This is a genomic window from Parvibacter caecicola (assembly GCF_003725335.1).
GTDB lineage: Bacteria > Actinomycetota > Coriobacteriia > Coriobacteriales > Eggerthellaceae > Parvibacter > Parvibacter caecicola.
In genome coordinates this window covers 13,235-25,054 of record NZ_QIBY01000013.1, presented here as the reverse complement: position 1 = coordinate 25,054, position 11,820 = coordinate 13,235, and the positions used below count along the sequence as shown (strand labels likewise).

Below are 11,820 nucleotides of genomic sequence, written 5' to 3'. Positions count from 1 at the left end.
TGTCCCATTCGGAATAGTCTAGCGCAAAGTCCGCCTCCGGAAGCTCGAAGCGGGCCTCAAAGTCCTCCCCTTGGACGATATCTTCATCCGGCGTGCCCGCGCAAGGTGATTGTGCCGGCCAAGCTGGAGGACGGCCTTTTGGGCATGCGCTCGCCCATGCTGGATTTCGAAACCGAATACTGCGACTTCTGCCAAGAGGAAAACGGCGGCGTGCCGAAGTGCGTGGAAGTGTGCCCCACCGAGGCGCTAGTGCTGCCGGTGGGGGCCACTGCCCAGAGCACCATCATTGGCCGCGCCGTCATCGATCAGTCCACCTGCCTGGCCTACCGCGACACCGGGTGCCGCGAGTGCTACGACGCCTGCCCCTACGAGGCCATCGAACTCACCGACGTGTCCATCAACCCACATCCCTATGTGATCGAGGACAAATGCAACGGCTGCGGCGCCTGCGAATTCTCCTGCGTGTCCATGAAGGCGGGCTTGCTGGCCACCACCGGGGCCACGCGCCGCGCCATCACCATCCAGTCCGTCAGCGCGTACAACTAGGAGGTTGCCATGGCTGCTGAAACGAAAAAGGCTACCGCCGACCTGTCCGCCAAGATGCGCACCCAAAAGCTGCGCACCGCCATCGCCCCCGCCGTGTTCGCAGTGATGGCCGCCGGGCTCATCCTGGGGGTTTCCACCGGCACCATGTCCGGTTTCGGTTGGGAATCCATTTCCGCCCTGTGCCCGCTGGGGGCGGTGGCCACCATGCTGGCTACCAAAACCATGGTGCCCCGCGCCATCATCAGCTTGGTAATCATGGCGGCGCTCATTTTGCTGGTGGGCCGCGCGTTCTGCGCCTGGCTGTGCCCCAGCATGCTGATCACCCGCCTGCAGGAGTTCCTGCGCACCCCTCAAAAGCGCCGCAAGCTGGCCGCTGAAACTCACGAGAAGATGGTGGACATCGCCCGCTTCGAGATTGCCCAGGCGGGGGAGGGGGCTGCGGCCGGTGCCGCCGGGGCCAAGGCGGCCGTGGCTGCCGATGCGGCTTCCGTGGCCACGCCGCTTTCCGAGAGCGAGAAAGCGGGCCTTTCCGGCTGCTCCTCTGCGGGTTGCGGCTCCGGGTGCGCCAGCTGCGTTTCTGCCAAGATGCCCCACAAGAAGCTGGACTCCCGCCACTACGTGCTGGGCGGAGCGCTGCTCTCCACCGCCATCTTTGGTTTCCCGGTATTTTGCCTGGTGTGCCCGGTGGGCCTCACCTTCGCCACCGTGCTGGTGGTGTGGCGCCTGTTTGCCGCCGGCGACATGACCATCGCCGTCATCCTGGTGCCGGCGCTGCTCATCCTTGAGCTGGTGTTCCTGCGGAAATGGTGCACCCGCTTCTGCCCGCTGTCGGCGCTGATGAACCTGGTGTCGCGTTTCAGCAAGACGCTGGTGCCGGTGATCGACGATTCCAAGTGCCTGGAAACTTCCCAGGGCGTGCCCTGCAGCCGTTGCGCGCAGGTGTGCGAGAGCGACATCAACATCCGCCACATCGCTTACGGCGAGCGCACCTTGGCCGACTGCAGCCGTTGCCGCAACTGCGCCGACGTGTGCCCCACCAAGGCCATCACGTTCCCGGTGTTCTCCGGCGTGAAGGCGAAGGCGGGCGCCGCTGCCGGCATTGGCGCGAACGCTCCTGCCCCCGTCGCCCAGCCCGCTGCCGTGATGCTGGACGAGGACGCCCTGCTCGAAGGCTAGTTCCGCTGCGCCCTGCGCGGCGGCCTCCGGCTTGCGATTGCGAGCTCCTGTAACCACCCCTGGTGGCGCGGGCCGTACTCCCGGTAGCTGACGGCCCGTGTGTTGCCTGCCCCCTGCGCCATTTCCTCTTCGTCGGCGCAGGGGGCTTTTGCGTCACGGCTATGGGCCTGTCGTTGGGTACAATGAGCAAATCGAATAGGCCCTGAAGGCGAGAGCGGAAGCGGGTGAGGCGATGTCGATGGCGAAGGCGGAACTGCGGAAAGAACTGATGGCGCAGCGAGAAGCGCTGGGGGCGGCGGCCCGCGTGGCGGCCGATGGGCGCATTGCCCGCGCGGTGCTGGGCTGGGGCGGTTTTCGGGAGGCGCCGCTGATGCTGAGCTATATTTCCGTGGGAGCCGAGGTGGACACGCGGGCCCTCATCGCGGCAGCATTGGCCCAGGGCAAGCAGGTGGCGGTGCCGCGCTGCGTGCCGGGCACGCGCTGCATGGAGTGGTACCGCATCGAGGGACCGAAGTGGCTTGAAGGGCTCAGGCCATCCGCGTTCGGCATTCCGGAACCGGCCGAAAACCCCGACACGCTGCTGGGCTCGTTTCCCGCGAACGCCCTGGCCCTGGTGCCGGGGCTGGCCTTCGATCGCGCCGGCTTCCGCATCGGTTACGGCGGCGGCTACTACGACCGCTTCCTGGCGCAATTCCCCGGCCGAGCGCTGGGCCTGGTGCGCAACGGCTTCCTACTGGAAAGCCTGGCGACCCTCGGCGCCGCTGATGCCCACGACCTGCCGGTGCCCCGCCTCGCCACCGAAGCGGGCGTCATCGCCGCGATGCGCGAGGGCTAATCGCATGACAGGCATGACAGGGGACGGGGATAACGTCATATGGGCACTCGCCCACATGGCGTTATCCCCGTCCCCTGTCATGCGATCGCGCGCCCAGCTTTCTCTACATTTTTTTGAAATATTGACATAGCAATGCTAAAATTTCAAAAAAAAAATGAAAGGAGTCGAGTGTGATTCCAAGGGAAATGCAGCCAAAGCTGTTGGACTTAGCCCGCAAATTTCCGGTAGTGACCATAACCGGGCCGCGCCAATCGGGGAAATCAACGCTCTCGAAGATGACCTTCCCCGATTATCGCTACGTAACGCTGGAAAATCCCAACAACCGTGAATTCGCGGAGATAGACCCTCAAGGTTTCCTGGCCACTTACCACAACAAGGTCATCATTGACGAGACCCAGCGGGTCCCCCAGCTCTTCAATTACCTCCAAGGGCATGTCGATGCCGCTGACGAGCCCGGCCAGTTTATCCTCACCGGATTCCAGAACTTTCTCCTTATGGACGGCGTGACCCAGAGCCTGGCTGGGCGCACCGCGCTGCTCACTTTGTTCCCGTTCTCCCAAACGGAGCTTTCATCGCAGGGGAAGCTTCCGCCAACGCTGGATGAATGGCTGCTCACAGGCGCCTTCCCCCGCATTTACCATAGCGCTATTCCTGCAGGGGATTACTATCCACCCTATATCCAAACGTATTTGGAGCGAGACGTGCGCAGCCTTGCCAATGTTGGCAACCTGGATTCGTTCAGGCGCTTCATGCGTTTGTGCGCCGGGCGAATCGGGGGAATAGTCGACTACTCCGAGCTTGCTGCAGAGGCCTCGATTGATCAGCGGACCGCCAGACGCTGGCTATCCATTTTGCAAGCCAGTTCTATCGTGTTCCTGGTGCAGCCGTTCTCGAAGAACTTCAACAAGCGTCTTGTGAAACGGCCGAAGCTGTATTTGTGCGATACCGGCCTGGCGTGCGCCCTGTTAGGATTGCGCACTGCGGACGATGTTGCCCTCAGTCCATTTCGGGGGGCCCTGTTCGAGAACCTGGTGCTCATGGAGCACCTCAAGCGCCAGTGGGCCCGAGGAGTTCAGCCGGAGGTGTGGTTCTGGCATGAGACGGCCACCAATGAAGTGGACTTCATAATCGGTTCTGAGTCATCCCCCCAGGCAGTTGAGGTAAAGTCGGGGGCCACTTTTAGCGCGAAGTGGTTCAAGTCCATGAAGGTGTTTTCTGCGTTGGCGAATTTGGGCCCTGATCAGCGCATCGTTGTCTACGGGGGAGAGGACAGCCTCGTTACATCGCAGGGGAAAGTTCTCTCTTGGCGGGATTGGTAGCGATAGACGCGCTCTGTTGTATGGCCCCCCGATATCAGCACGGAAGGGGCATGGGCATGACAGGGGACGGGGATGACGTCATATGGGCAGGTGCCCATATGACGTCATCCCCGTCCCCTGTCATGCCCCCAGGTGTGCTTAGCCCTCGATGGCGGGGTCTTCGAAGTCGGCTTCGGCGGGACGGGTGGGGGCCGTGCCCTTCACCGCGCGTCGCTTCGCTACGAAATCCCGCAGGTTGCGGGCCACCATGAACACCAGCAGCACGGCGCCGATGTATCCGTTGATAACGTACACCACGTTCACCAGCGTGCGGTAGGGCACAAACAGGCCAATCACCAGCCCTGCCACGCCCAGCCCCAGGGTGAGCAGGCGAAACTTCCGCGTGCCCTCCTTCGCGAACCGCGCCGCCGGGTTGTACAGCAGTGGCACCGCCGTGGCGCAGATGCCCACGAACACCACTACCGAGTACACCACTGAAAGCGGCGGCCACACCTTGTCGGCCAGGATGAGGTTGGGGATGGGGGCGTTCCACACGTACACGCCGTCGGAGCCGGTGTTGATGTTGGCCAGCTGCGCGCAGTAGATGACCACGATGGCCAGGCAAATCACCGCAGTGGCGATGACGATGCCGGCGCTCAGGCTTTTGCGGTCGTTCTTCGCCCCCAAAAGCGTCATGAAGCTGGCGAACCACAGCAGCACGAAGCCGGCGTAGGACAGGCCGCTGATCAGCCAATTATCGCCCGCCTTCACCATGCCCTCCTCGGCGGTGGCGCCCGCCAGCGCGCCGGTGTTCACCGCCTCAAGCCCTGCCGGCAGCTGCTGCCAGTCCATGCACAGCACCACAAGCCCGATCACCACGAAAAACGCGATTTTGATGGGGCCGATGATGCCGATGATGTCCACCAGCTTCGACAGCCCCAGACACACGATGGCCACCACGATGGCGCACACCAGCGCCCCGCCCACCCAGCTGGGCAGGCCAAAGCCCTGCTGCAGCGTGGAGGCAGCTCCGCCGATCATCACGAAGAACGACATGTAGCAGAACATGGTGGAGTAGTAATCGAAAAACGTGCCCAGCTTCTTGCCGCAGAAGTGCTGGAACACCTGGTTGCCCACTTCGTACTGCTCGCGGGCGCCCACGCGGGCAAAGTTGATGTTATAGTAAATGAACACGATGGCGAAGATGGCCACCACCGCCAGGCCCCCCAGCCCGTAGGCGGTGAAGTACTGCACCAGCTCTTGGCCGGTGGCGAACCCCGACCCGATAACCAGCGCGATGCACGCGCCCGCCAAAATGCACGCGCGTTTCCAGCTGAATTCCTGTGACCCCATCGCTGCCCCTCTCCGTTGCGGCAACTTCTGTGCGACTGGGGCATTTTATACGGTTCAAGCGGGGAAGGGAATAGGCGCCCGACGCCTTTTTCGGGGTTTGGGGAAGGGGCGGCCGCGCCGCAGCCGCCCCGCGGATGTGCGCTACAGGGCGCTGCGGTAGATGGCGGCGGCGTCTTCCATGGAAAGCCGCTTGAAGCTGCCGAAGGGATTGCCCTTGTTGGCGGCCAGGGTGGGCAGCATATCGGCGATGGCCTCTTCCAGCCGCGCTTCGTCGAAGCCCAGCTCCGCCAAGGTGGTGGGCATGCCCAACGATGCGAAGAAGCTGCGGGTCTCATCGATGGCCGAGAGCGCGTCCGCTTCCACATCTCCACTGGTCACCAGCCCGAAAACCTCGCGGCCGTAGAAGGCGAAGCGGGCCGGGTTCTCCCCGTGCACGTACTCCATCCAGGCGGGGAACATGACCGCCAGCCCAGCGCCGTGGGTGATGGAGGTGTCGAAGGCGGACAGCTCGTGCTCAAGCCCGTGGGTGGCCCAGTCTTCGTGGCGCCCCACGCCGGCCAGCCCCTGGTGGCACAGCATGCCGGCCCACATGATGTTGGCGCGGGCATCATAGTTTTCCGGATCCGCCAGCACCCGCGGCGCTTCGGCGCGGATGGTTTTCATCAGGCTCAGGTTCAGGTTGTCCGTCACCGGCACCGCTCCGTAGTCGTCGAAGAAGCGCTCCAGCAGGTGGCAGAACATGTCGGTGAGGCCGGCGGCGGTTTGATAGGGCGGCAGCGTGAAGGTGAGCTGGGGGTTCAGGAAAGCCAGCTTCGGCCGCTGCGCATCGTTGCCGTAGCCGGTTTTGCGCCCCAGTTCGTCGTTGGACACCACGGCGTTGGGGGATGCCTCGCTGCCGGCGGCGGGGATGGTGAGCACCACCGCAATGGGCAGCACGTCGTTGGTTTGCTGCTTGGTTTCGAAGAACTGCCACACGTCGCAGGTGGCGCGGGCGCCCACGGCGATGGCCTTGGCGGAGTCCACCACCGAGCCGCCGCCCACCGCCAGCACCCAGTCGATGCCGTGCTGTTTGCACAGGGCAACCCCTTCCCGCACCAGGGTTATCTCGGGGTTGGGGCGCACGCCGCCCAGCTCCACGCACTTTATGCCGGCCGCGGCCAGGCTTTCGCGCACCCGCCCCAAAAGCCCGCTGCGCTCAGCGCTGCCGCCGCCGTAGTGCAGCAGCACCTTCACGGCGCCCTGGTTGGCCAGCTTGGCGCCCACCTGTGCCTCCGCGTCGCGGCCGAATACGAAATGGGTGGGGGATACGAACTCGAAGTTCTCCATGAGGGTCCTTTCCGAAAAGGAGCGGTTTTTGCTGGTTCCATTATGGCGCAACGAAGCGGGCGCGCCGGTGCGAACCGAGGCGGTTGGGTGCGCGTTATGTGGGGCGGCGCGATGATCTGGCGGCTTGGCGGCGCCTTTGGCATTGTTGCCGGGGCGAAGGGGTGGGCGTCGCGGGCTTGATGCCCTGCGGCGCCCCTTTTTTCGAGCCGGTGCGCTAGTACACGTTGTGCACTACTTCGGCAAAGCCCAGGAGGTCGGTTACGGGGAAGCGCTCGCCCGGGGCGCCGTCCGCGCCGTCCGGCACCACCCAGCCGTTGAAGTGGCCGAACACCTGGTGCTGGTCGGTGAGCACCAGCCGGTAGTCCATCCAGTCGCTGCGGTCCAAAAGCGGGGTAAAGCGCAGGTCAAGCCGCCCTTCGTCGTCGGTGAAGTGCCAGGGTTCCATCAGCCGGTAGCGGCTGGCCAGGCGCTTGGCGCCCTCTTGCCCCGGCGCCTCCGGCACGCCGAAGTTCACCCGCCCCAGCTTGGTGGCGCGGCCGTTCACGAACAGCATGTTCTCGCTGGCGGCGCTGGTGTCACCGAAGCCGTAGCCCAGGTTGAAGCCGAACACCTGCCCGTTCTGCAGCCCTTGGGCCGCCGACCATCGCCAGGTGTTGTCGCGGGTCCACACGCCGCGCCCCCAGTCTAAAAGCCCGAAGGCGGGGCCGGAAAGCGCCGCGCCGCCGCTGCCCAGCGGGCTGAACTGATGGCAGAAATCCCCCACGCGCACCTGGCCCTCTGCCCACAGGCCGATGATTTTCTGGTTGTAGTAGAAGGCGCTGGGGTCTTCGGCCCACGGGGTGGCGATCACCATGCTGTCGGCCGGCGGTCGGGTAAGGCGCAGCTGCAGCTCCAGGGGCTGGCCGTTTTCAAAGTTGTCGAACCGCACCTCGATGCGCCGCTCGCCCCCTTCCAGCACTTCAAAGCGGAAGTTGGAAGTTTCGCTCTGGTACGCGGACGTTCCCGCCGCCGAGCTGGGCGGCATTTGAAACTTCCCCATGGGCATCACCGCCAGTTGGCTTTTGGTGGTATAGCGGGGTGCGGAGAAGTCCAGCAGCGACGGCGAAATGAGCCCGATGTAGCCCATGTCGCTCAGGGTGAGGGCCACGGCGACCTCCCCATCATATATAAGGTAGTAGTCCCATTCTTTGATGCGCCATTTCGCCGCGCCCACCTGCTGGCGGTTGTACTCGCGCACCAGCTGGGTGGCCCAACCGGCCTGGGCCAGCTGGCCGCGCTCGTTTAGCAGTGGCCCGCAGCTCAGCTGCGTTTGCTGTGGAGAAGGGGCCGCGCCCGCGTTTGGCGCGCCGGCGGCGGGGGCGGGAGCGGGGTCAGAGGCGGAGTTCGTACTGGGGCCGCGATGGGCGCTGGAGTTGAGGTCGGAGCCGTGGTCGGCATTGGCGCAGCCGCCGGGATTGGCACCGGAGCCGTGGTCGGCATTGGCACAGGCGCTGGGGTTGGCGCCGGGGCCGTGGTCGGGGTTGGCGTTGGGGCTCGGGGGAGCAGCTGGGTCGGATCCAACCGTGTCGGAGCCGCTGCTGGCGGTGGGGCCGGGGCGATTCATGGGAGCGTCCTTTCTCGAAGGGCGGCAACGGCGTAAAGCTCCCGTCGCGAAACGATGGCTCGATTATAGGCCGAACCTCCAGCCATCTCAAGAAACCCCGCCGTCCCCCTGTTTCGCTGGCAAAACTAGCCCCCTATTTCCGCCACGGCTTCGTTCGGTGACGGAACTAGGCCCCCAATCCCGCCATCGGGGTTGCGGGGGCCGGGGTTTCGGCCGGTTTTGTCGGAAGGGGCTCGGAGAAAGCGGCTGTTTTTGTCGCCGCCGGCGGCCCCCTGGCGGAACTAGCCCCCTAGTCCCGCCGCGTTGTGCGGGGGGCGTCTCCCCCCCCGCGGAGCGGCCGAAAACCTTAAGGCGCCTTAGGGTTTCCGGCACCGCCGCGGCATGGGGCGGCAACCCTGCGGAAACAACGTTGCCAAGCGGACAAAATCCTAAAAAGTTCCCAGGTAAACGCCAAGAAACAAAGGTTCCCGCATTCCAACGCGGCAATGGCGTTTGCGGCAATTTGGCCGCGCAGCAACAACGGAATTCACCTTTATTTCTCAGGGCCTTCAAGATTGGCCTGTGGGCAGAAATGACCCGCTGCGCGCCGACCCGCGCATCCCTCCCTGAAAGTGAAAGTAAGGAAAATGGTGATCAGTATGAAGATTCGCACTCTGACCATCGCCGCGCTGTCCGCCGTGGTTGCCCTTGGGCTTGCCGGATGCGCTTCGAACCCCACCGTAAACGACGATGCCGCCAACGGCCAGCAGGTGCAATCGGCCGATGCGCAGCAAACAGACGCCTCCACCGACCAAGCGGCCGCGCCGGCTCGAACTCCCGAGGAAGAGCTGGCCGACCCCGCCGACCTGACCATCGCCGACTACGGCTGGTTCCCGGCGGAAAACGGCATGGTGGATTTCGCCGTTGAAGTGCAGAACAGCAACGCCACTATGGAAGCGGTGGCCCCGGTGATCCACGCGGTGGCCAAGGACGCCGACGGCAACGTGCTGTTCGAGAAGGATGTGGACGTGCCCAGCGTGCTGCCGGATTCCACCTATTACTTCTCGATGGTGACCGGCGACAACAGCGGCATGAAGCTGGCGGGCCAAGAGGCGCCCCAGCCGGAAACCATGGAGTTCACCATCGAAACCCCCGATGACGCGTGGCAGCAGACCGACGTGACCATCAGCGACATCTACACCATCGAGGACGCCGGAATTTCCGACTCCGATTTCGGCGCCAAGGAATTCACCGGCACCGTTACTGCCTCCGAAGAGGTGGAGGGTTCCGAGTCGTCCCGCGTTGACGTGATTCTGTTCGACGGCGACGGCAACATCGAGGGCGGCTATTTCAAGATTGTGGACACCACCCCCGGTCAGGCGGTGGACTACGACGTGTACGCCATGGGCGCCCCCGACTTCGCCAGCTACCAGGTGTACGCCTCCCCGTGGATGGACGAGGCCTAGCGCCGGCGCGGCCAACCCGCCGACAACGGCACGTTCCCAGCCTGCAGCCTCGGTTGCGGGCTTTTTTAAGCCTTGTTTCAGGCTATTGCGTACAATAGGCGCAAACTGCTGAAGGAGAAGTCGCCTATGCGCGTTTTTATTGTGGAAGACGACATCAATTTGGCCCGCGCGCTGCAGAAAATCCTGCAGGACAACGGCTACGAGGTGGACACGGTGCACAGCGGAACCGAGGGCCTGAGCTGGGCGGAATCCGGCTACTACGATGTGGTGGTGCTGGATGTGATGTTGCCGGGGATGGACGGCTTCGAAATGTCTCGCCAGCTGCGCCGCGCCGGCGTTTCCACCCCCATTTTGCTGCTGACCGCCCGCGACGCGGTGCCGGACAAAATTGCCGGGCTGGATTCCGGCGCCGACGACTACATGATCAAGCCCTTCTCGCCGGCCGAGCTGATGGCCCACCTGCGGGCGCTCACCTGCCGCCAAGGCGACGTGGTGTTCGAGCGGCTGCAGCTGGGCGACGTGGCGCTTGACTTGGACAGTCGCGAGTTGCGCTGCGGCGCGAAGGCCATTACGCTTTCCGCCAAGGAATTCGCCATTGCCCGCATATTGATGGAGAATCCGCGCCAGGTGATATCGAAGGACCAGCTGATGCAGCGGGCGTGGGGCATGGATTCCGACGTGGGGGAGAACAACGTTGAGGCCTTCATCTCGTTTTTGCGGAAGAAGCTGGGGCACGTGGGATCGAAGGTGAAGCTGGAGAACATCCGCGAGGCCGGCTACCGGCTTGCGGAAGCGGAAGGCGCCAAGGAGGCCGTCCATGGCTAGCGGTTCGGGCGCCCGCCAGCCGCGGCGCGGTGCGGCCCAGGGCGCGGATGCCGTGCTGAAAAGCCTGCGATGGAAGTTCGTGGGGCTTACCATGGCACGGTGACGCTGGTGCTGGCGGCGTTCTTCGGCATCAGCCTGTTCTTCGCTCGCTGGGCCCTGCGCCCGGTGGAGCGGGCCTGGGGGCAGCAGCAATTCGTGGCCGACGCGTCCCACGAGCTGAAAACGCCGCTCACGGTTATTCTGGCCAATACGTCCATATTGAAGTCGCGGCCGGGCGAAACCATCACCGTGACCAGCGAAGACGGGGAGGACACCGCCTTCACCGTGCGCCTGCCCGTGGCCTAACGCTGCGGGGCTTTCTGTCTGTGGGGTTCTGTCAACGGTTGGCCCGTGCTGTCGCCGGCGGCGCGCGGCAGCGTTGGAATGCCGCTAGAATGTTAGGAACATCAAGCGACAGAAAGGATGCCCTATGGGAATCGTCGAAGGAAAAGTTGCAATCGTAACCGGTGGCACGCGCGGCATCGGATACTCCATCGTCCGCGAGTTTTTGAAGAACGGCGCGAAGGTGGCCCTGGCGGGTTCGCGCAAGGAGACGGTGGACAAGGCCATCGCCCAGCTGGCCGAAGAGGGTCTAGCCGACAACGTGATGGGCATCTGCCCCAACCTCACCAGCCCCGATGAGGTGAAGGAGGCCTTCGACGCCGTGGTGCAGCGCTTCGGGCGCCTGGACGTGCTGTGCAACAACGCGGGCGTGAGCTCCCGCACCCCGCTGGTGGATTACACGCTGGAGGAGTTCGAGAAGGTGATGGCCCTGAACGTCACCGCCGTGTTCGTGTGCAGCCAGGCGGCGGCCCGCATCATGATAGAGCAGGGCACAGGTGGCTCCGTTGTCAACACCAGCTCGATGGTGGGCAAATACGCCCAGCCTTCCGGGTGCGCGTATCCCACTTCCAAATTCGCCGTGAACGGTCTCACGCTGTCGCTGGCCCGCGAGCTGGCGCGTCATGGCATCCGCGTGAACGCGGTGGCGCCGGGCATCACCCACACCGACATGGTGGACGCCCTGCCCGAGTCCATGATCAAACCGCTGATCGAGTCCATTCCGCTGGGGCGCATGGGGGAGCCGGAGGATATCGCCTGCGCGTGCATGTTCCTGGCCTCCGACATGTCCAGCTACATTTCCGGCGCAGTGCTGCCAGTAGACGGCCTCTCCCGCCCGTAGCCTTTCGCAATTTGGGCGGAGCTGCCAGTTTGATTCATGGGGCAGAGATTCTGTCTCTGCCCCATGCTCCGGCCAGCTTGTCGCTGCGCTCTCGGCTTGCGTGGGGCAAGGCTCTTCCTTCCTGCTTTCTAACAGTCTATAATGAAATATAAATAATTATTTATATTGAGTTATATTTTGTTAGAGAGGAG

At 64.0% G+C, this 11,820-nt stretch carries 11 protein-coding genes; 8 read left to right on the top strand and 3 right to left on the bottom strand.

From position 1 onward, the window contains the following. The first annotated feature begins 111 nt into the window (after window positions 1–111). From DMP11_RS07615 to DMP11_RS07600, 4 genes are all read left to right on the top strand, one after another. Entirely contained in the window at window positions 112–546 is a 435-nt protein-coding gene (locus tag DMP11_RS07615; protein ID WP_214647103.1) for a 4Fe-4S dicluster domain-containing protein, read from the top strand. A 9-nt stretch (window positions 547–555) separates the two neighbouring features. Beyond that, complete coding sequence (locus DMP11_RS07610; protein WP_214647104.1) at window positions 556–1,722, top strand: 4Fe-4S binding protein; 1,167 nt, start codon at window positions 556–558, stop codon at window positions 1,720–1,722. Window positions 1,723–1,960: 238 nt separating this feature from the next. Next, the gene (locus DMP11_RS07605) at window positions 1,961–2,557 is read left to right on the top strand and encodes a 5-formyltetrahydrofolate cyclo-ligase (protein ID WP_161555332.1); all 597 of its coding nucleotides are present in this window, start codon (window positions 1,961–1,963) and stop codon (window positions 2,555–2,557) included. A gap of 170 nt (window positions 2,558–2,727) precedes the next feature. Beyond that, window positions 2,728–3,876 carry an ATP-binding protein gene (locus DMP11_RS07600; protein WP_123185894.1) on the top strand — a complete coding sequence of 383 codons (1,149 nt, stop codon included), beginning with the start codon at window positions 2,728–2,730 and terminating at the stop codon, window positions 3,874–3,876. A 138-nt stretch (window positions 3,877–4,014) separates the two neighbouring features. On the opposite strand, the gene DMP11_RS07595 is transcribed toward DMP11_RS07600, so the two are convergent. From DMP11_RS07595 to DMP11_RS07585, 3 genes are all read right to left on the bottom strand, one after another. Then, window positions 4,015–5,208: a YkvI family membrane protein gene (locus DMP11_RS07595; RefSeq protein ID WP_211236171.1), complete on the bottom strand. Its 1,194-nt coding sequence runs from the start codon at window positions 5,206–5,208 to the stop codon at window positions 4,015–4,017. 141 nt (window positions 5,209–5,349) lie between these two features. Continuing rightward, window positions 5,350–6,534, bottom strand: a complete 1,185-nt coding sequence (locus tag DMP11_RS07590; protein ID WP_123185893.1) for an iron-containing alcohol dehydrogenase — start codon at window positions 6,532–6,534, stop codon at window positions 5,350–5,352. A 214-nt stretch (window positions 6,535–6,748) separates the two neighbouring features. Continuing rightward, window positions 6,749–8,137 carry a DUF2804 domain-containing protein gene (locus tag DMP11_RS07585; RefSeq protein ID WP_211329088.1) on the bottom strand — a complete coding sequence of 463 codons (1,389 nt, stop codon included), beginning with the start codon at window positions 8,135–8,137 and terminating at the stop codon, window positions 6,749–6,751. Between the two features lie 638 nt (window positions 8,138–8,775). On the opposite strand from DMP11_RS07585, the gene DMP11_RS07580 reads away from it, so the two are divergent. From DMP11_RS07580 to DMP11_RS07565, 4 genes are all read left to right on the top strand, one after another. Continuing rightward, entirely contained in the window at window positions 8,776–9,582 is an 807-nt protein-coding gene (locus DMP11_RS07580; RefSeq protein ID WP_148041114.1) for a YgdI/YgdR family lipoprotein, read from the top strand. Between the two features lie 126 nt (window positions 9,583–9,708). Next, the gene (locus DMP11_RS07575) at window positions 9,709–10,407 is read left to right on the top strand and encodes a response regulator transcription factor (protein ID WP_123185891.1); all 699 of its coding nucleotides are present in this window, start codon (window positions 9,709–9,711) and stop codon (window positions 10,405–10,407) included. A 69-nt stretch (window positions 10,408–10,476) separates the two neighbouring features. After that, entirely contained in the window at window positions 10,477–10,752 is a 276-nt protein-coding gene (locus tag DMP11_RS10530) for a histidine kinase dimerization/phospho-acceptor domain-containing protein (protein ID WP_148041113.1), read from the top strand. 124 nt (window positions 10,753–10,876) lie between these two features. Continuing rightward, window positions 10,877–11,629, top strand: coding sequence for an SDR family NAD(P)-dependent oxidoreductase (locus tag DMP11_RS07565; protein ID WP_194950540.1), 753 nt, complete (start codon window positions 10,877–10,879; stop codon window positions 11,627–11,629). The last annotated feature ends 191 nt before the right edge of the window (window positions 11,630–11,820 follow it).